Genomic DNA, 20043 nt, shown 5'->3' on the forward strand with positions numbered 1-20043 from the left:
GGAGTCGACACATCACCATCGGTACTACTCCGGAGCTCGGTACTCAGGGTGGGATTTGTCGAGTACGTGCGCGAGGTGCAGCGGGGCCGGGCGTCGTGTCCGTCCATCCCAGGCCAACGACTGGTGACACAGTTGAGCGGTGAGGAGTGCCAAGTCTTCAGCGGCCCAGGGGCCTTGCTGTGCCACGTCGATGAGCGTGCCGGTGAAGTCGTGCCAGTCCTTGCCCAATCGGTGACGGTGTTCCTCGGGAACCGTGAAGCGTGTGTACTCGCCGCTGGCTCGTCCGATGGGGCCTCCGGTGTATTGCCGTGACGCCTGTCCGATGTACCAGTGTTCACGGCCGGTGTCGGACGTGCGTCGATAGAGGGTGTCCTTCGGCGGCAGCGGTCGTTCGGGATATTTGCGCCATCCATCGCGATCGACGGGTTGCGGAGTCTCCTCGTCGGTGATGTTGACGCAGACGACGGCGAGCGGGCAGCCGTCCCGCCTCAGCGAGTCGCCCGGGAGAGCGCCATCACCGAGAGTGGAGTACTGGAGTCCGGGCCAGATGGTGCGGGTGGCCTCGGCTTCCACCCAGACGCAAATGGGGCGGTCGCGGGGCAATAGACGCAGTGCCGACTCGACGCTGTCGCGGACCAGACGCGCGCCCTCGCGATGGCGGGCGTGGTCGGCGTGTCCGATGGGTCCGGAGGCGTAGGCGCTCATCGCGTCCGCGACGGGTCGCCATTGATGAGTGGAGGCGTCGTACATCCGCACCTGAGCGGGCGATGTGGCATCGCGGTTGAGTTCGATCGAGGTGAGGATCTCGATCATGCGGGTTCGCGTTGCTCCGCGGGGGTTTCGGTGACTGACATGTTGCTGGCGCACGTGGATGCCTACCAGGAGCAGGTCTTGTTCTGGTGAGGCGGCCTCGCTCAGGCGAGTGTCGACGAGGCCGGCACGGACGAGGAGTTTGCGCACCGCGCCCTCGGCCGGATGGTCGCGGACCGGCTCGTCGGTCGGGGCGTGGGTGTCGTCGTCCGGGGTGCTGCGGGTGGCGAGGAACTGTGGGATGACGCGATGCCCGTACAGCCATCGCTTGAGGTCGTCCTTGTGGTCGTGCCGTGAAGGACTGTCCTGTGCGGGTCGGCGGCGCGTGGCGGGGTTCGCGTGCCAGTGTGTCTCGACGAGGGCGACGTGGAGGGTGGTGGCGTCGGTCGAGGGAAGGTCCCGGAGTTCGGTGTCCCAGTCGACCTTCTCAGGGGCGTCGAGGGCAGCGGTGTGGCGGAAGACGACGGACAGGCGTTGGGTCAACGGATAGGACTGTGTGTCCTGTGGAAGGAACTGCCCCGAGTCGTCGATACCCGCCAAGGCCGCGATTTCGGCTGCCATGCGGCGCCGGGTGCCGGCGCTGTCCTGGAGGACGTGGATGACCACGTTTTGCTTGCCGGTTCCCACGATGGCGTCGTCGAGATTCTGGGCGGGAACGCGGCCGGTTACGGCGCGCTGGAATCGTCGTCCGGTGTCTTCGTAGGCGATCTGCTCGATGACCCCGGCCAGGCAGTCGGCGAACTGAAGGGTGAGGTACTTGGTGAACAGGGCCCCGGGCCCTCGTCCGAGGGGGTGTCGATCGGAGGCCGCCGTGAGTGAGCGCACGGGGCCACGTAGATGCTTGAGGTCGTCGTTGTCACCCAGGTCGATGATCTCGACACCGCAGGCTTCGACGACTTCCGCGGCGGCATTGCGAGCGAAGGGCTCCCACAGGGTTTCGCCGTCGCGTGTGACGCGCCTGTTGCCGACGGGAAGACGAAGGACCACGCCCTTGCCGCGGGCAATGTAGGCGCTCTTCCTGCCGGCCCAGTGGTCTGCCAGGCGACTGAACACGGGAATGACGTGGACCGCGAGGCGAGATTCGCCGGGCATGGCGACGACTCGGAGTTCGACCCGATGCATGCAGCGGCCGACGGTGCGTCCGTTGTAGAGAGTGCGGGTGACGATGTCCTTCTCGTCCCAGGCCACGAGGTTGCCGTCGGTATCCAGGCGCCAATCGATCGCACCGTGACCGGGGATCACCAACGGTGTCCGAGACAGGACGTCGGCGCAGTGCCAGGCTGCGACCCGGAAGAACCATCGTGGGGCTCGCGGCGTCCCTGCGGCCGCGCCCTGAATGAAGGCGGCCAGGGGCTGCGTCTCGGGCACGATTCCGGCGAAGGCCCGACTGAGGGTGTCCGTGGTGACGTCGCCGCGGATGTGCCGTTCCCATGCACGGACGGCGGCGATAAGGACCGACGGAGAGATGGGTCGGGTGGTGACCAGGACGAGAGGGGCGGGATGTTGTGGGTCGGCGTCGAGGTCGTCCGGCATCAGGACGACGGGTTGCCCGGTGACGGCGCTCAGGGCAGTGGCGAGGGCAGCGTATCGGGGCCGGGTGGGGCGTCCGGTGGACCCATCGCTGTAGCCGGGCAGTTGTGTCCAGGCGTGTTCGAACAGGTCGGTGAGGCGGTAGATGCAGACATGACCCAAGGCGTCGGGGCTCAGGAGGAAGCCGCGTGTCCTCAGCATGGGAAAACGTCCCTTCAGTGGCGGTCGGCGAAGGCGAAGAAGGCGTCCAGGGTGGTTCCGTACAGGTCGCGGAGGGTTTCGAGTTGTCCGTTCGCGCGCCAGTCGTCTCGTAGGGCGCGGATCAGCCGGGGCAGGCCCGCCTTGCCGTCGGGGTCGAGGAATGCGGCATCAACGAGGTTGACGCGACCGGGTGTTCCTCCGCGTCGAGCACGCCCGACGAGCTGGATGAGGCTGATGACCATTTCGGCGGCGATGGCCTTCTTGGCCCGATCGGGCAGGGCGCGGAAGTAGCGTCCCCCACCGACGATCTCCTCGAAGTAGGTACCGGCCCGGAGTCTGCGGCGACGCAGTTCCTTCCACGGTTCGGAGTGCGGCACGGCGTCGTCCAGGGCGGCAGCCTGGATATGGGCGAGGAGTTCGGCGGGCTCGTCGATCAATGCCATCGGGCGTACGACGAGCCAAATCGAGCCGATGGCGGAGCGGGTGTGACCCGGGACGAGGATGTTGAGGCCGCGTTCGGCGCGTCCCAGTGGCGCGATGAGGATTCGGGCTTCACGCATGTAGGCGAAGTCCTCGAGGCGGTCGCCTGGAATCTCCGGCCACGGCAGCGCGCGATCGATTGACCGACGTTGGGTCGTGGGGCGAATGGCCACGCATACGCTGCCAGTTGGGGCGCCCGCTTGGTACATGCCTTCGGCGAGGTGTCGGCAGCTGTCGTAGGAGGTGGTGACGACCAGGACGCGGTCCTGGACGTCGCTTCCGGGCGCGCGGGCGAGCACGTCGAGTTCGGTGCATAGACGTGGCCACAGTCGTTCCGCCATGGTGCGGGTGGCTTCGATGCGGGCTTTGCCGGTGAGGCCTGAGATGCGAATGGCCTCTCGGTCGTCTCCCAACCCCGGGATGGTTTCGGCATGGATGCTGACCGCTCCTTCGGCAGTGTCCGGCAGCCACCAGGTGGGGTGTTCGTGGACGTGGTGGCGATGCGCGAGCGGCATGTAGGCGGTAGCCGAGAGCCCGAGAACGATGCGACGGTGTCCCGTGTGGGCAACCGCGGTGGTGTGTCCCAGGGTGAGGACGTCGGTGTGCGGATCGCCGCCGAAAGCGGCCACGGACAGCTGGGTATCGCGTCTGCGGTGGGGGTCGTGGCGTTCGGAGAACGCGAAGAACAACCGGCCCAGCGGCCCGTAAGGTGCGGCGCGCCAGGCGCTGTAGGCACCGAGCGCGTCCGCGATGACACGCGCGGATTCGACGCCTGCGGCGTGAAGTTGGGGCGCGGTGTGCACGAACCCGTACAGGCAGGTGCGCAGCGGTGCAAGGAATGCCCGGCGCAGGAGGCGGTGGATGAGAGTCGCTCGGATGCGCGGTTGAGGGACCCAGGGAGTCAGGAGGGCATCGAGAGCACGACGCGTGTCTGTGAGGTTTCCCGGTTCCCGGTGAGGATCGGCGATACGGGAAATGATGTCGGCAAGGCGACAGTGGGGTCGGGAAAGTGTCTCACGGGGAGCGTGGCGGTCGAAGAGGTCGCGCAGTGCTTGGAGGTCGCGGGGGTCGGCCGTTTGCTGCGTCGTGGTGGCGATCAGGTCGGGGTCGTCGCGTAGCAGAGGACGGAGGTGGTCGGTGAGCCAGCCGTCCCAGCGTTGGGGAACCAGCCAGCGTGTCTGCGCCGGTCTCGGGCCCAGCCTCCGCGTTTTGGGCAGATCCGCTTGGAGGTCGGGTCCCAAGCGATCGTAGGCACGATGGCTGACGTAGGTCTCGGGAGCCAGCGCGCCCGGGCAATGGTGTTGCGTACGCTCTCGTCGACGGTGGTGTGCACGCGGCCGAATGCGGCGGCGAATTCGGTGTCGACGGTACGCAGCGGCATCTCGTGGGTACTTTCGCCTCCGGCAAGGAGGAAGCCTCGGGCGCTGTCGTCCAGGGCGGATGCCTGGTAGGCGTCGATCTCGTCCATCACGACGAGTTGGCAGTGCCGGAGGATGAACTCCTCGACGGTGAGGTTGTCCCTGAGTGTTCCGTCGACGAGGAGGGGCAGGTGCATGCTCCCCTTGCGGAAATTGCCGTGCGAGGTGACGACGACACGCGCGCGAGTCGCCGCGCGGGCCAGACGGTATTTGTCGCAGTCGTGGTCGCGGTAGGGACATACCTTGGAAGCGGGGGTGCGATCGCGGCGACCATCAGTGCTCACGCGGTCGGGAACGAGTGAGGTGCAGGGTTCGCCGCCCCCGACCCAAGTGTCCACCTCTCGGTCGGTGAGGGCTCCGGCGGACATGGCGCATCCATATCCCAGGCGGGCGTGGGCCCAGTCGATGAAGTCGTGGTCGGTATGGGTGGCGGCAACCCGGTCGAGGGTGGCCATGATGCCGTCGGGGGCCATCAGTGCCGTCACCAGGTGTTCGGGATGCTTGTGGCCGAGGGCGCGAAGGTCGTGTTCGATCCCGTGGACGACCTTGAGAACATCCATGTTGTTGGGGACCACCAGGGCCAAGGTGACGCCGGTCTCGACGGCCCACGTTCCCAGGTCCCGGCACAGCACGGACTTGCCGATGCCGGTGGGCGCTTGGAGCAGGCGGGTGCGACCTGATCGAAGGACCATGTGGTCGCCGATCGGGCCCTGGCGGGTGAGCATGCCGTCGAACAGCCGGGTGAGCGTGTGTTCGCGGAACGGCTTTTCTGTCGCCGTGTCCAGGCGTTCGGCGATGTCGAGATGCTCGCGGACCTTCCAGGTCAGTTCATCCAAGGCAGGCGCGGTGGTGAGGTGGGGGTGGATGGGTCGGATCAGGGGCGCCTGGTGGTCGGCGAGGATGTAGTGGGTATCAATGGTGATGGGGTCTGTGGCGCCGGCTCGCGGAATACGCAGCACACTGGTGTATGCGCCTGGTGTTGCAGTGCGCGACAGGTGGCCTTGCCGGGCGCGCAGGGTGTCGAGTTCGTCAAGGAGCGCGTCCGCGCAGGCTCGGGATTCACGTCCGTGACGTGGAAGGAGGTGTTCCTGATCCGCGAGGAGGTCGTAGTGGGCAACGGTGTGGTTGTCGCACACGCGCGCGGCGATGTCGCGCACCTTCTCCTCGTACGCCAGAGGGCTCATACGGTGTTTGAGGAACCTGCCCAGGCGTAGCTCGTCGGCGTCGGACAACTCGGCGTGGCCGTTCCAGGTGTCGTGTTTGCCATCGAGGAAAAACGCGGCGGCCGTCACGGTGGTGACGACGCCATGGTCGCGGTGGTGTACCGGAAAATGGGTCTCGGCAAGCGCGAACGCCACACCGAAGACGCGGGCGACGATCGCCGGATCGGCGTGGCTCGGATCCCGGTATCCGTCGGAGGGAATCGGGTGCCGTTGCGTGGTCATCGTGCCGCCTTGCAGGCGACGCGAGCCACCTTCGCGACGACTTCCGTGGCCGTCCATACGCGCAAGTCAGGGACCAGGTCCTGGAGTTCGCGTTGTTGGACCGGGCCTCGATAGTCGGGGACGACGATGTTGCGGGTGGCGGGTGGTTTCCTGCGTAGGCGATCGACCAAGGCCACGGCGCTCGCACTGTCCTTCATGTCCCACTCCAAATGCCAGTCCAGCAGTGGCACGAACGCTTCTCCGTCCACGCGGTCCTTGTCCGGCCACAGACGTGCCTCGACCACGCCCGGTCGGCGGTTCACGCGCTCGAACAGCTCGACTTCGGGCAGTCCGGGGACCACCGTGTGCCGCCAGACGGCGGCTTCGACGCACACCGACGCCCCAGGTCCGTCCGGTTGGTGTGGCAGGGCTGCGGGCGGCCTGGGAGCCTGCGGGAATGCCCGTGCCAGAGTCGGGCGCCGCGAGTTGCTCGGGCGAACGAAGTACCGGGCCTGGTGAGGCTCGAAGTCACAGCCGGCGTCGTCGCCGTCAACGCGCATCGGCCATCGGCATACCGGGCAGGGCCACCGCACCCCCCGAACGTGCACGCGATCCGCGGGCACAGCCACGTACGGCACCGTCCGTCGTGTTCCGAGCGAAGCCGCCGCTTCCGCAATTCGGTCGGCCGGTCCCGCCGAATGCTCGACGACGAAGCGCCGTCCCCTCGTGTACTGCTCGTCCGTGGCGCCATCGCGCAGGCGGGCGAACGCGTTGCCCTGTACCTGTTCGGCCCGCATGTACGCCCAGGTCGGCATCCACGTCCGCGTGGCGCCGGGTGATTCGATGAGTTCAACGATGCGTTCGCAGCCCCGATCGAACACACCCGGACCGATCTCGTCCCGCCCATGAACGTCCACGATGACAACCAGGTCTCCGAGTGGATCCCCCTCGAAGCAGTCCGGCGCGATACGTCCGAGCGGTTGGCGCAAGCACTCGACCAAGGCGTGGGGCGACCGCGGACCCCGACCCGGTCCGCAGGCGGCCATCACCACGCCGGTCATCCGCGCCAACTCCCGCCATGCCTGGTCCTGTTCGTGACGTTGCGTCCATGCATAGGCGGCTCTGATGGCCGCTGTAGCCAATACCTCGCGGCGACGCATCGTCGAATCTCCCAAATCCAGCATCGAACCCACCTCGCGATCACCCATGGTGCTCGGGAAGTTACGATCCGACTCCGACAACGGGCAGACCCGTCCTCATCGAACACAGGTCCCTGAATGGCGCCCCACCAGGCTGCAATGCTCCTCCCGATGCCGATGGGACCCTGGGGAGATTCACTCGATCGGGTGTGTCAAGCCCGCGCGGCACAGCCGGGATCTGAACGTCGCCGAGTCAGTCTCGTGAATATCCAAGCGCCCCGCGCGGCAGGCAGCGATGATGGCCGACCATGAGTGATGGTGGGAGACGCACGAACGGACGACGTCGGGCCTGGCTTCTGGTGTGTGTAGTGGGCACCGCCGTGATAGCCGGGTGGAGACTTGAGCGAGGCGGTGTCGACCCGGTCGACATGCTGTTCACCTCGACCGGGTTAATCGTGGCGGTGTGGTCGGGATTATTGGCCAAGGCCGCGCTTCGGCACCTGGAAAGAGACAAGATCGCGATGGCCGGTCTGCTGGCCGGTCAGGTTGTCCGGTCCGAGACCCGAGAGCGTGCTCGCCTGCTGGGCAACGAGGCCGAGGCAATCGACGTGCGGTTCGTCCTGCGCCCGGCCTCGGCCCACAACGCGACAGGCGCCGACCCGGACGGGCAACTGAGCCGGGTGGTCGACTACTACCGTGCACTGCGCCCCGGACGCCTTGTCATTACGGGCAAGGCAGGGTCGGGCAAGACCGTCCTGGCCATCCAACTCCTCCTCGCCCTCGCCCAAGTGCGTGGCCCCGAGGATCCGGTACCGGTACGGATGTCACTCGCTTCCTGGACAACCCTGTCCATCGACCTCGGCACATCCGCCAGCGCCGGAGCAGGGGACGCGGTGCGGGCCTGGATCCGGACGCATCTGGTGGACACATTCGGCCTGTCCAATACCGCAGCCCAGGTACTTGTCGACGCGGGGATGATCCTGCCCGTCCTGGACGGCTTGGACGAGATGGACCCCGCTGACCCGCCGAACCTCGCCTCCGGCCCCTCGGCGCCACAAGCTCCCCGGGCGAGACGGGCGTTGGTGGAACTCAACGCCTACCAGCATGGAATCGAGAGAGCGAGCCTGATCCTCACCAGCCGCGGCGAAACCTACGACGCACTGGGTCTGCGCGCACGGGACACCGCCCGCATCGAAATCGCTCCGATCGACCCGGCCCGAGCCCGCGCGTTCATCCTGTCCAGAGTCGACGAACCCATCCAGTGGCGTGATGTCGTGGACGAACTGGACCTCAATCCCGCAGGTCCACTCGCGAGAGCACTGTCCACACCCTGGCGGCTGACGACCGCCGTCGCCGTCCACGACACCCACCCGCACCTGCCACATCTCCTGCTATCCCCCGTTCTCAATACCGAACCCGCCCTGCGCGACCACCTCATGCGCCTGTTTTTCCAGAGAGCCGTCACCGCCTTCTCCCGACCTCCGGGCAGCCTCGACCCCCGCCAAGTCCACGCTCGACTTCGGGTCCTGGCCCACTACCTTGAGGAGAACACGAACAGCCCACGGATCCTTCACGGAAGGACCCTGTCCGGTACCGATCTGGTTCCCCACGAACTATGGCCGCTGGCCGGGGACCGCTACGTCCGCGCCGCACACGCGTTCGCCATAGGCGCGTTCGGCACGGCAGCGATCATCGGTTTCTGGATCACCGGTGTCGGATCCACGCCGGCTGGTCCGATCATCGCCACCATCGTCTTCGTTCTCATGAGCGCACTCGGGGCAATCCATACCTGGTCGAGGGCCTGGGCCGCCCCCGCGTGGTTCGACCTGGAAGGTTTCCGAACGGCCAAACGCCGACGCCGAGGAGCACTCGGCCTCGTGGTCGCGCTTGCTCTCGGCTCCCTGGTCGGCCTCGAACTCGGATTCGTATTCGGGCTCGCGGTCGGACTCGCGATCGCACTGCTCGGATGGCTCGGGGCTACGGCAAGCGGGTTCGGGGACGATGCGACGAGATTCATCGATCCACGAGACCTTCCCCGCGCCAACTTGGCGGTGACGCTCGTGTTGAGCCTTGCAGGCGGTCTCTCCCTCGGGCTCGTCTGCGTACTCCTCTCCGGACCCGCGTTCGGTCTCACGGTCGGCTTCGCCTACTCGCTCATGGTCGGAATCGGAGCGTCGCGGGGCATCGTATTCCTGATGTGCGTTCGCCGAGGGCCTCACCGATTGCCGTGGCGGCTGGGACGGTTCCTGGACTGGGCCACCGAAGCCGGACTCCTCCGCGTCGCCGGGACCGCCTACCAGTTCCGCCACCGCGAACTCCAGGAGTGGCTCGCCCGCACTCCGGCACCTTGACCACAGTCCTTCGCCGTATGCGGAACTCGGCGGACGGTCAACCCGCACTGGGTCGGTGCAGCAGGGAACTCACAATGCCGGCAGGCAAGGGTTTGACCTCGGCGTCGGCACTCCTTCAACGGAGATCGTGGAGTCCCAGCAGGCGCGGCGGGTCTCGCCGAACGCGACCGAGAACGGTTCACACGGCAGCGGGTGCAACCGCGTTCGCTCCTCGGCGAGCATGTCCGCGGGGCGACGGCGGGTCACGCGGTGCGGGCGGGCGTTGACCTCGTCCGGAACGCCCGGCAGGCCGCAGTTCGCCGAACGTCTTGTAGTGCTCGCGAGGAGAGGCCCCGGAGCACAGCTGGCCCTCGGATCCGCAGTCGAGAACGCGCGCGTGAACCTCGCCGACCCCGATCTGTCACCCGAGGAACGAGCCCTGAACGAACGGGGTTTAGCCTCTTTTCAAGAGATGCTCGACCAGAAGCAAAGCGAACCCGATGGCCCATCGACTGCTCCGTAGGCGATCGTGTAGCGCGCCGTCGTCCGCCGCGCCCTTCACATCTACCCTCGACCAAACAACCCACGTTCCTGCGCGAGAGGCCACCCGAGATGATCAATGCGGACTACGAGTCCCCCGAAGTACAGCGCATGATCCAAGAGGCCCAGGAGGCGATGACCGAGGAACTCTTCGAGGAAGCGATCCGTACCCGGGCCAACGTAGAGCCCGACGACCTGACCACGCTGCTGGACCTCTTGGCGCTGGGCATCACCAACGGCGCCTGGCGGAACAGTTGCGTCGAGAACTGGCACGCCGACGGCCGACTCTCGGACGGCGACATGATGCGGATCAACAGCCACACCACCGACGGCATACGCCGACGCCTGACCGGGTGGACCACCGAGTACGGGATCACCTCGGCGGAAGCCTCCGCACTCGCCCAGGTCGATGCGGAAGATGCGGGAGTCCTCGCCACCCGTCTCTTCCGGTGGCTGACGAATCCCCGGCGCAAGCTGCCCACTGGCATCACCCTCGGCGAGTTGGCACGAACCGGAGAAGACCTCGCGGAGTACCAGGACCACGCAGACCGCACCCTCGGCGGATTCGTCGGCCTGATGGAGGACAAGGGTGTACGGTTCGGCCTGCTCCGCACCGCCTCGCACGGCGCTCTTTCATGTGCTCGGTGGTGGGCACACCCCGCATGGCTCGATCTTGTCGAACGCTTCGTCTCCGCCCTCGACGAGCCGACCCACTCCCACTGGGGCCCCGACGGTCAATGGCGCACGAAGCTCGGCGTCGAACCCGTCTCCGTGCAGGACCGCCACACTCTGCGTGCCACCCTGCTGGCGGCTCCGTGGAAGCTGGACGGCGATGCCGCCGAGTGGATCACGAACGCCGGGATCGGATACATGTCCCCAACAATTACACCGCCTTCCGCACCCACATCCAACTGAAGCTTGTCGCCGAAGGAGACCGTGGGACGCGGCCGTTGTCTGACGCCCGTGGATTGAGCGGGCTCCGAGCGCGGATGCGGCACCTCCACAGCCACAGATCGCCACTGGCCGACACCAAGGCCGCACGATATACGAACGCGTGCGCTGGCGACGGCCATCACTCTCCAGAAGTGAGCGCTCGCACCGACGACCAAAGCACAGTGAACCCGTCAATCCTGTGGACCAGTTGTGGACCACACGACATGCGCGGATCGGCACGATAGGGTAGAAAACGAACGCTGTATTGGGCGTCAAAACACGCCTGACCTGCGAAAACGCTCCCCTCGCCCAACTGGGGGTCAAGGGGTCGCAGGTTCAAATCCTGTCGTCCCGACGGTGTTCAAGAGGCGTTGACAAGGGCAAAAGCCCAGGTCAACGCCTCTTACTGGTTTAGGCCATTGGATAGGCCGGTAACGCGTTTCCGGGTCGCCGTGGACCAGATGCGGCTGGAGGAGCCCGCTCGGCCGGATTTCCGACCGAAAGAATTGACTGTTTAGTCGGATTTGCCGCTCGATTCCGGCACGCAGCGTCAGGTTTTCATCACCCTGTGCCTTGGGAAAGGTGCTTCCCCGTAGGCCATTTGACCGCCAGTCAAGTGCGCTACAACCCGCAGCAGCCGCAGATCGGCGTCGGGCAAGGCCCTCCACGCCACCGATGACCTGTGCCTGACGCGCCGAACTGCCGGATCGACATCAGCGCCCGCGACGCCATGAACTGTGGCCTCCCTTGCGGGGTTGCCCGGCCGCCCTTGGGGGGTGGCAGTCGCAACAGCGTTGATACGTAGGGTCATTCACGTGCCAAAGCGGCACACGAGATGGTTCGTCATCGGGACGGGTCGCCCACCGGAGGGCCTGTCCCAGCCAGCGGACCCACGCGGCCGACCGGCTCGCCGCCCTGGTACGGCCATCGGGTACCGCATCGGCACCGGCTTCCTGGACACCCGCTGATCTGTGACGCGCTCGCCGAGCACGGCCACCTGGACACCGCGTATCGGCTACTGCTGCAGCAGTAATGCCCGTCCTGGTTGTACCCCGTGACGCAGGGGGCGACGACCGTCTGGGAACGCTGAGACAGCCTGCGCCCGGACGGGACTGTCAATCCGGACGGCATGAAGTCGTTCAACCACTACGCTTACGACGGCTGGCCGGGGAGCACCTCGCACAACGCCGAGTTCGTGCCTGACACCCAGGTGAAGGCACAGGTGGACAAGCTCACGGCGGCGACACGCGACTGACCCGTCCGACCCGACCCCGGGCACCGACGAGCGCGGCCGGGGCCGGGTCGCCGACGGACCGTCACACCACGCCCAGCGCCGGGCCATCACCACATGCCCCACCCCACCACCCGCGCGTCTGCGAAACTGAATTCATGCCGACCGACTCCGACGCCAAGAACGCCCAGGAGTCCGCCCGGGCGGATACCCACACGACGCCCCTCCCCCGGGAGCGAAGCGCCGCGCGTGTGCTGCGGCGGCTGCGTGGGATCGGGGTCCTTCTACTCGTCCTCGCCCTGCTGTTCGTACTGCCCTGGTGGACGCTGCTCGGTTCCGGCACCGACTGGCCGCTTCCCGTATTCGTGACCGGCACCGTCCTCTTCTTCGGCGCCCTGGCGGCCTTCCCGTTTCTGATGTTCACCGGCCACGCGCGGCGCGCGGACCGGATGGCCCGCGTCGCCGACAGCATGCTCGGGGTGGTCTGGGTCCTGTTCACCTGGTCGGTGCTCGGCGGCCTCGTGCATCTCCTACTCATCGGGTTCGGCACCGGCGGCGCGCACCGGGCCAGGATCGTCGCCGTCGCCGTCGCCGCAGTGTCGGTCGGACTGTTGGCCTGGGGCCACTTCGAAGCGATGCGCGTACCCCGCGTGCGGCGGTTGGACGTTTCCCTTCCCCGGCTCGGCGCGGGCCTGGACGGGGTCCGCGTCGTCGTCCTGGCCGACACGCACTACGGGCCGATAGACCGCGCCTTCTGGTCGGCGCGCGTGACCGAGGCGGTCAACCGACTGGACGCCGACATCGTGGTCCACGCCGGCGACATCGCCGACGGCACGCCCGACCAGCGCCGGGAGCAGTCCGCGCCGCTCGGGGTGGTCCGGGCGCGGCTGGCCCGGGTGTACGTCACGGGCAACCACGAGTACCTCGGCCAGGCCCAAGGCTGGCTCGACCGCATGACGGAACTCGGGTGGGAGGCGCTGCACAACCGCCACGTCGTCGTCGAGCGCGCCGGCGACCGTCTCGTTCTCGCCGGTGTGGACGACCTGACCGCCGAGCACTCTGGGCTGACCGGGCACCGCGCAAACCTCAACGGCGCACTGGCGGACGCGGACCCGGAACTACCGGTCGTGCTCGTCGCGCACCAGCCCAAGTACATCCCTCAGGCCGCCGCCGCGGGCATCGACCTCCAGATCTCCGGGCACACTCACGGCGGCCAGATCTGGCCGTTCGGTCTGCTCGTGCGGATCGACCAGCCAGTGGTGCAGGGCCTGACCCGGCACGGCGAACGGACCCTGCTCTACACGAGCCGGGGCACCGGCTTCTGGGGACCGCCGTTCCGCGTGTTCGCACCCAGCGAGATCACACTGCTCACCCTGCGCTCGGCGGCCTGAGGCTCCTGACCGAAACGGTGTGGGTGGGTTTCACAGTCGCGGGCGAGGCATCGGTATCCAACTCTGAGGCGGTAAACCGCACATGCCGGGCGACGAACCCCACGGCCTCACCGGGCGACTCGGCCCGACCCCGCGGAAACCGGCCGCACTGCGTGAAGAACCTCAGCAACACGGCGAAGCCCAGCCGCGTCGCACCGCGCTTGCCGGACCCGCATCCCTCCTCGTCCTTCAACGGCGTCCAGTACCCCACCGGCTCGTCCAAGTCCAACGGGGTACAGACCACGACCGTTGATCGTCCTCGCGGAGTTCCACACACCGCGGGCTTCGGCATCGCCCGAGCCCTGTACGGCGAACCGGCCCTGTCTGCCTCGAGGAACCCACCTCCGCGCTGGACCCCCGCGCGGAGCACAGGATCTTCGCCGGGCTGCGGGCCTTCGCCCGAGACAGCGCCGTCGTCCTGGTCACGCACCGGTTGGCGAACGTCGCGGTGGCGGACGAGATCGTCGTCATGGCATCGGGGCGCGTGACCCAACCACGGGGGCGACCCCACCGACAACTCGTCGAGCGATGGTACGCCGACCGTCCATCACGCCGAAGTCTGCCGTTCCCGGGGGCTGATTCCGACGATCAGGCATCCCCCGGAGGGGTTCGCCGACTCTTCGATTCCGGTGGGCTGTCGGATGGTCGGCCACCAACGTAACGGTTTTGATGACCGAGACATGGGAAACGATCGCCGACTGGTATGCCGAGCGGGTGCGGACCGGTTTCGCACTGCACGCATTCGCCAGAGACGTCCTGCTCGACGAACTGCCCGCCGACCTGGCGGTCGGCGCATCCTGGATCTCGGGTACGGGGAAGGGCTCGTCACCCGCGCTCTGGCCCGACGCGGCGGGTCCGTCGTCAGTGTCGACCCCTCCCCCGCATGATCGGCCACGCCCGGACCGCCGCGACCGGTGCCCGCTACGCCGTGGTGTCCGCACCAAGGGGCTGCAACGTTGGCGCACCGTACGAAGGTGGCGCGTCGGGGCCGCATGCCATCACAGCTCTGCCACTGACCGACACGCACCGATGTCCACCGTTGATCCTGCCAACCGTGGGCTGTCAGGCCCCTGTCCAACTCCCCTTCCAACGCGGCCATTTGCGACGGATCTAACCTGGGCACAGACGCGGGACCGCTCGATCGCAGGCCCTCGACACCCGCCTCGCGCCAGGCACGACGCCACCGCTCCACCGACCGACGCGCCACCCGCAACTCCGACGCGATCACCGCGTTCGACTCCCCGCGCTCGAACCGCTCGGCGGCGTCCAACCGCAACCGCTCCCGAGCCGCGCGTTCCTTGGGAGTCAACCCACCACCCTGCGCATACCGCATATCCACGGCATAGCGCAGGGATCTACAACCGTCCACGACACCACGACGAAAACCTCAGTAACCGACAGCGCAGAGCGCGCCAGTCGGAGAGGAGCACGTGAACTACGCTGGATCGTCACACTCCGGCACGGCCGGTCGATACATTCGCCGGGCCTGCGAAGTGAGCGACGGGCGTGGTCCGTTGAGCTCGTCATGATGGTGGCGGACCGGGGGTGGGGCATGTCCCAGGGGTGGAAGATCACGGTCGCGGTGATCGCGGGGTTGGTGATCGTTTCGACGCCGTTGGTGTGGTTGTTGGACGGTCCGGACGCGGGGCAGATCGTGGGGGCATCCGTTCAGGGGGCCACGGGGGCGGGCGCGCTGCTGTGGGCCCTGCTCGGGCAGCAGCCCACGCCTGCCGGGAACGAGGAGGTCATCAATACCGGCAGCGCCGAGGCGACCCGTGGCGGTGACGCCCAGACCGGGATCCGGGGCCCCGCCGGCCCCGGTGGCGGGTCTGCGAGAGCGGAACACACCGGACGGGCCGTCGCCGACGGCCCCGACAGCAGCGCCGGTACCGGCATCGACCACCGTCCCTGACCGGACCCGCCACCACCCGCACACCGGGACACACCGGAGAAAGCGAGGAAGCCACCGTGCGATGGCGCCGACGCGACCGCGCACCCGACGACGCGCCCGTCGCCGGGGAAGAGGTGGTGGTCGCCGACAGTGGCGACGCCCGCGCCGCCGACGGCGGAACCGCAGTGACCGGCCACCGCGGACCGCCACTCCCGGGGAGCGCCGGCGCGGGGACGGTGCGCATCGAGAGGACCGGGGCCGCCATCGCATCCGCACCCCATGCCGTGGCCATCACCGGCAATGTCCACATCGACCACGTCGACGTCCACGCCGCAACCACCCCGGAGTCGGTGCGGTGGCCGCTCCGGCCCAATCCCGTGCGGGCGTTGGCCTCCGCGTTCCAGGACCGTGCCGGGCTGCGCGAGCGGATCGACCGGGCCCGAGCCGGCCACGCGAGCGTGGTGCTCTCCGGCGGCGGGGGCATGGGCAAGTCCCAACTCGCCGCAGCCTGCGCCCACCAGGCCCGCGCCGACGGCGTCGACCTGGTCCTGTGGGTCAATGCCGCCGACACCGAACAGGTGATCACCACCTACGCCCGCGCCGCCCTCCTGATCGCCGCCCCGGGCGCCGCGGGGCAGGATCCGCAGGACGACGCCCGGGCGTTCGTGAACTGGCTGGCGACGACGACGCGTTCGTGGCTGGTGGTCCTCGACGACATCACCGACCCCCGATCCCTCGAACCCTGGTGGCCACCGACACCCTCGCCGTCCGGCCGCGGACGGATGACGGCCTCCACCCGCCGCCGCGAGGCCCTGCTCTCCGGCGGCGACCGCGTCGTGATCGACGTCGATACCTACACCCGGGGCGAAGCCGAGGCGTATCTGCGCGAGCGCCTCACCCACGCCGAACACGCCCACCTCCTCGACGAGGACCTCCCGCGACTGGCCCGGGAGTTGGGCCTGCTGCCGCTGGCCCTGGCACACGCCGCCGCGTACATGATCAACGAGGACGTGCCCTGCGGACGCTACCTGCACCTGTTCACCGCCGGCACCACCCGCCTGGACAAGCTCCTGCCACCGGACGCGGACACCGAACGCTACGGCCGCCCCGTCGCCGCCGCCCTCCTGCTGTCCCTGAACGCCGCCCAACGCGCCGAACCCGCCGGACTCGCCGCCCCCGCCCTCACCCTCGCCGCCTTCCTCGACCCCGCCGGACACCCCCGCAGCTTCTGGACCCACCAGAGCGTCCTCGACCACCTCAACACCCACCGCGCCCCGGCCCCCGACACCACGAACCACACACGCGTCGACGCCGAAGACGCCCACGCCGCACTCCGACTGCTGCACCGCTACGGCCTGATCACCGACGACTCCCGCAACAACCCCCGCGCCGTACGGATCCACGCCCTCACCGCCCGCGCCGCCCGCGAAACGCCCCCCGACACCGAACTCCCCGCCCTCGCCCGCACCATCGCCGACGCCCTCCTCGGGCTGTGGCCCGAACAGGACCACACCAACGCGGACCTGACGGCCGTCCTACGAGCCAACACCGACACCCTCACCACACACGTTGGCGACCACCTGTGGCACCCCCACGGCCACCTGGTCTTGTACCGAGCTGGCCAAAGCCTCCTCGACACGTGCCTCCACAGGGCCTCGACCCCCCACTGGGAACGCACGACCGCCGACGCCGAGAGGCTGCTCGGCGGGGAACACCCCGACACGCTGACGGCGCGGGCGAACCTGACGGTCTCGTATTGGCAGGCGGGGCGGACTGGCGAGGCCATCGCCCTGGCGGAGCGGGTGTTGGCCGACATAGAGCGGCTGTCGGGCACAAAGCACCCCGACAGGCTGAAGGCACTGGCGAACCTGGGCGCCTTGTACCGCCAAGCGGGGCGGATCGGCGAGGCCATCGTCCTGGAGGAGCGGGCGTTGGCCGACCACGAGCGGCTGCTGGGCGAGGAGCACCCAGGCACGCTGTCGGCGCGGGCAAACCTGAGCCGCTCGTACCGTGAGGCGGGGCGGATCGGCGAGGCCATCGCGTTGGAGGAGCGGGTCCTGACCGACTGCAAACGGCTGCTCGGCGGAGAACGACCCGACACGCTGACGGCGCGGGCGAACCTGGCAGTTTCGTACCACCAGGCGGGGAGAAACGACGAGGCCATCGCCTTGGAGGAGCGGGTGTGGATCGACCGCCAGCGGCTGCTCGGCGAAGAACACCCCGACACGGCAAAAGCCCGGGTAATCCTGGGGCTCTCTTACTACCGGGCGGGGCGGATCGACTTAGCGGATCGGGTGCTGGCCGACTGCGAGCGCTGGCTCTACGCTGAACACCCCGAAATAGGGCTGACGGTCCGGGCTGGTCTGGCCCTCTCGTACTACCGGGCCAGGCGAATCGGTGAGGCGGTTGCCCTGCTGGAGCGGGTGCTGGCCGACTGCGTGCGGCTGCTGGGCGCGGAACACCCCGACACAGCGGCGATCTCGGTCGTCTTGCATGACTGGATAAACGAGTAGATGTTCACAGTCGAGTGCATAATTCCGAATTTCTATTCGGCTTGGATGCAGTGCTCTGCCCTTCCAGCTGTCAGGACTTCCTTGTCCTGCCGAAAACGTCTCCTTGGATGTTCAGGAGTCGTGGAGTCCATTCACCTTGACCCTGGGTCCCTTTGCAGGCGCTTCTGTATTATTGACCGCCCCAAGCCCGACTCTTCATGGATGTGAGGTCGACACGTTTCGCGTGACGCAACGCAGGAACCGGAGGCCCCATCGACGTGGGTCCGAGCTTGCACGCGCAGCACCACGCTCCGGCAGAGCGAAACCCTCCCTTTTCCGCCCCAAATGCGAGAACGATCTTTCCGCCTACCTCCTACACGAACTCAGGCTGCGCCTCTCGAACTCCGAAGTCGTCATCAACAGGGAAGTGCAGGTCGACCGTAAACCTGGGGGCTTCGGGAACCGCACCGACCTGCTAATCCAAGCGTTCCCTCGAAAGGCCGGTCAGCGCGTCACGGCCTCATATCCCGTCAGCGTTGTGATCGAAGTCAAGGGCAACTCGAACAGAAAGCTGTACACGGCCATGCACGAGCAACTGGTCGAACCTAGCGCCAACTCCCGCCGGTGTTCGGCGCGTCCTGGCAGACGATCCACCACCGGTTCACGGAGTGGAGTCGCGCCCGGGTGTGGGCGAAACTGCATCGGGTCCTGCTTGACGAACTCGGCGCGCGCGGCTCGCTGGACTGGTCGCGGTGCGCGGTGGACTCGGTGAACATGCGGGCCTTGAAAAAGGGGAACTGGCACGACGTCTACTGGCTCCAGTCCTGGCAGCACACCCACACCTCGGATGCCCTGGTCATGCGACCCATCGCAGACTGGTGACGCCGCGCACTGACCGGCACACGGGAGTGTCCACGAATTCGCGCCCCACGAACCGCACAACGGCCACTCAACGAATGAATTACACCCCCTGAGCCCGCTCCACCGCGACGAATTATCAGGTCTACCCGCGCTCTTCGCCCGGACGTGGCCGAGCAGCTCGTCCATGAAATGCGGAAAACACCTGTCGTGCGCTCAAGGACGGACGCGAGAACATCACCCGAAGTACCATCTCGATACTCGCGAATCGCCATAGTTTTTGATCCCGCCGCGGCTACCGCTCTCCACCTGCGCAATACGGAGCCCCATCACACGAGTGCCCCAAAGTGTCCGCCGGAGGCGGCCGATTGTTGTGGCGAAACCGCAGGTCACCAAGCGCTGGCCCCGCGCTGGCCGTGTCACCGCCGCCAACACGCGCAGGCGTCGCGTGCCAGCCCGGCCAGCGCGCAAGTCGGCGAGCACTCGAACGTCAGCGACGGCTGATCACGCACGTCGTGCTTCGGCGCCGGCGGCCAAATCGTTGAGTGTGGCGTTGACTACAGGCCAGCACAGATCGACCGTGTCCCGGTCAGGGCTGTGCTTGCTGCGCACCTCCCGGTGTGGGTGGACCGAGTTGCGGTAGTGGCGGACGAGCTCGAAGGCCATTTTGGCGTCGAGGTCGATCCACCCGTTGACGTGAGCGAATTGGACCAAGTCCTGCAGACCCAAACGGTCCAGCGGCTTCGGTAGGGGGCTCGTGGATGATCGGGAACTCGCAGCGTGTAACAGGACGCCCTCCAAGAGGCTCCCAAGCATGATGATCGTGGCGATGTACGCCCCGTTTTCGTAGCAGGTCCGAGCCTCGTCCAAGCGGCGCTGTACCGCAGCGGCGAGTTCCGGGTCGTCGACGACCTGACTGATGGATACCTGCAGCTCGACGCGGGGCACGATCCGAGCACCGAAAACCGGGTCCTGTTCGGAAAGCACCGGCATACCGCGTACCAGATCGACTCGCCACCCCTCCACGAGCAGAAGCTGGTTGAGCCGATCCACCGTGGCTCGGTATTCCTTCTCCTGGCCGTGGTACTCGCGGGGGTTCGCCAGGCGCAAGACGGCCTGTTCAACTTCCTCCGGCCGCAGGAGCCGACGCTCGTTCAACAGAGCTGTCGTCCATTGGTGCCGCGGGGTGCCGTCGTGCTCCGGAACCTCGGACCAGTCCGCCCGCCGAAAGAACTCGGGAAGCTCCCAGCCTTGCCGATACACCAGCGGGCCGTCGTCTCCGCAGATGAGATGGGCGACCTCGGTCAAAGTGCTCTCATCGAACGACGCAGTCATG

The 20043-nt window shown here is 67.5% G+C and carries 11 protein-coding genes and 3 pseudogenes; 8 read left to right on the plus strand and 6 right to left on the minus strand.

Translation table 11 applies throughout. The annotated features are described in order from the left end of the window. Window positions 1–24: 24 nt before the first annotated feature. The 4 genes and pseudogenes from OG948_RS05845 to OG948_RS05860 form a co-directional block, all read right to left on the minus strand. Entirely contained in the window at window positions 25–2541 is a 2517-nt protein-coding gene (locus OG948_RS05845; protein ID WP_406294357.1) for an RNaseH domain-containing protein, read from the minus strand. Window positions 2542–2555: 14 nt separating this feature from the next. Continuing rightward, complete coding sequence (locus OG948_RS05850) at window positions 2556–4262, minus strand: hypothetical protein (protein ID WP_406294359.1); 1707 nt, start codon at window positions 4260–4262, stop codon at window positions 2556–2558. A gap of 1618 nt (window positions 4263–5880) precedes the next feature. After that, window positions 5881–6258 carry a hypothetical protein gene (locus OG948_RS05855; protein WP_406300189.1) on the minus strand — a complete coding sequence of 126 codons (378 nt, stop codon included), beginning with the start codon at window positions 6256–6258 and terminating at the stop codon, window positions 5881–5883. Between the two features lie 309 nt (window positions 6259–6567). Then, a pseudogene (locus OG948_RS05860) lies at window positions 6568–7071 on the minus strand (hypothetical protein); the annotation flags it as partial. Between the two features lie 359 nt (window positions 7072–7430). Here OG948_RS05860 and OG948_RS05865 point away from each other — a divergent pair. From OG948_RS05865 to OG948_RS05885, 5 genes and pseudogenes are all read left to right on the plus strand, one after another. Next, complete coding sequence (locus OG948_RS05865) at window positions 7431–9353, plus strand: NACHT domain-containing protein (RefSeq protein WP_406294360.1); 1923 nt, start codon at window positions 7431–7433, stop codon at window positions 9351–9353. Window positions 9354–9944: 591 nt separating this feature from the next. Beyond that, a complete protein-coding gene (locus OG948_RS05870; RefSeq protein WP_406294362.1) occupies window positions 9945–10787 on the plus strand; it encodes a hypothetical protein in 843 nt (280 codons plus the stop codon). An 897-nt stretch (window positions 10788–11684) separates the two neighbouring features. After that, window positions 11685–11958 (plus strand): annotated as a pseudogene (locus OG948_RS05875) (alpha-L-rhamnosidase); the annotation flags it as partial. After that, entirely contained in the window at window positions 11935–12060 is a 126-nt protein-coding gene (locus OG948_RS05880) for a hypothetical protein (RefSeq protein ID WP_406300401.1), read from the plus strand. The pseudogene OG948_RS05875 and the gene OG948_RS05880, both read left to right, overlap by 24 nt. A gap of 134 nt (window positions 12061–12194) precedes the next feature. Next, a complete protein-coding gene (locus OG948_RS05885; RefSeq protein ID WP_406294363.1) occupies window positions 12195–13427 on the plus strand; it encodes a metallophosphoesterase in 1233 nt (410 codons plus the stop codon). Between the two features lie 586 nt (window positions 13428–14013). On the opposite strand, the gene OG948_RS05890 is transcribed toward OG948_RS05885, so the two are convergent. Continuing rightward, window positions 14014–14799 (minus strand): helix-turn-helix domain-containing protein, encoded by a 786-nt coding sequence (locus OG948_RS05890; protein ID WP_406300190.1) that lies wholly within the window; start codon window positions 14797–14799, stop codon window positions 14014–14016. A 192-nt stretch (window positions 14800–14991) separates the two neighbouring features. Here OG948_RS05890 and OG948_RS05895 point away from each other — a divergent pair, with 192 nt between their 5' ends. The 3 genes and pseudogenes from OG948_RS05895 to OG948_RS05905 form a co-directional block, all read left to right on the plus strand. Further along, window positions 14992–15378, plus strand: coding sequence for a hypothetical protein (locus OG948_RS05895; protein WP_406294365.1), 387 nt, complete (start codon window positions 14992–14994; stop codon window positions 15376–15378). 56 nt (window positions 15379–15434) lie between these two features. Then, complete coding sequence (locus tag OG948_RS05900; protein WP_406294366.1) at window positions 15435–17870, plus strand: tetratricopeptide repeat protein; 2436 nt, start codon at window positions 15435–15437, stop codon at window positions 17868–17870. Window positions 17871–18461: 591 nt separating this feature from the next. Continuing rightward, window positions 18462–18638: pseudogene (locus OG948_RS05905) on the plus strand (IS5/IS1182 family transposase); the annotation flags it as partial. Between the two features lie 573 nt (window positions 18639–19211). Here the strand turns inward: OG948_RS05905 and OG948_RS05910 are convergent. Then, window positions 19212–20042 carry a hypothetical protein gene (locus OG948_RS05910; RefSeq protein WP_406294368.1) on the minus strand — a complete coding sequence of 277 codons (831 nt, stop codon included), beginning with the start codon at window positions 20040–20042 and terminating at the stop codon, window positions 19212–19214. Window position 20043: the final 1 nt, after the last annotated feature.

The organism is Embleya sp. NBC_00888, from assembly GCF_045207655.1.
GTDB lineage: Bacteria > Actinomycetota > Actinomycetes > Streptomycetales > Streptomycetaceae > Embleya.

Excerpts from the sequence above, each read along its gene's own strand:
- OG948_RS05845 (WP_406294357.1), bottom strand. The coding sequence starts at position 2,541 with ATGCTGAGGACACGCGGCTTCCTCCTGAGCCCCGACGCCTTGGGTCAT.
- OG948_RS05865 (WP_406294360.1), top strand. The coding sequence starts at position 7,431 with ATGCTGTTCACCTCGACCGGGTTAATCGTGGCGGTGTGGTCGGGATTA.
- OG948_RS05870 (WP_406294362.1), top strand. The coding sequence starts at position 9,945 with ATGATCAATGCGGACTACGAGTCCCCCGAAGTACAGCGCATGATCCAA.
- OG948_RS05880 (WP_406300401.1), top strand. The coding sequence starts at position 11,935 with ATGAAGTCGTTCAACCACTACGCTTACGACGGCTGGCCGGGGAGCACC.
- OG948_RS05885 (WP_406294363.1), top strand. The coding sequence starts at position 12,195 with ATGCCGACCGACTCCGACGCCAAGAACGCCCAGGAGTCCGCCCGGGCG.
- OG948_RS05890 (WP_406300190.1), bottom strand. The coding sequence starts at position 14,799 with ATGCGGTATGCGCAGGGTGGTGGGTTGACTCCCAAGGAACGCGCGGCT.
- OG948_RS05895 (WP_406294365.1), top strand. The coding sequence starts at position 14,992 with ATGATGGTGGCGGACCGGGGGTGGGGCATGTCCCAGGGGTGGAAGATC.
- OG948_RS05910 (WP_406294368.1), bottom strand. The coding sequence starts at position 20,042 with ATGACTGCGTCGTTCGATGAGAGCACTTTGACCGAGGTCGCCCATCTC.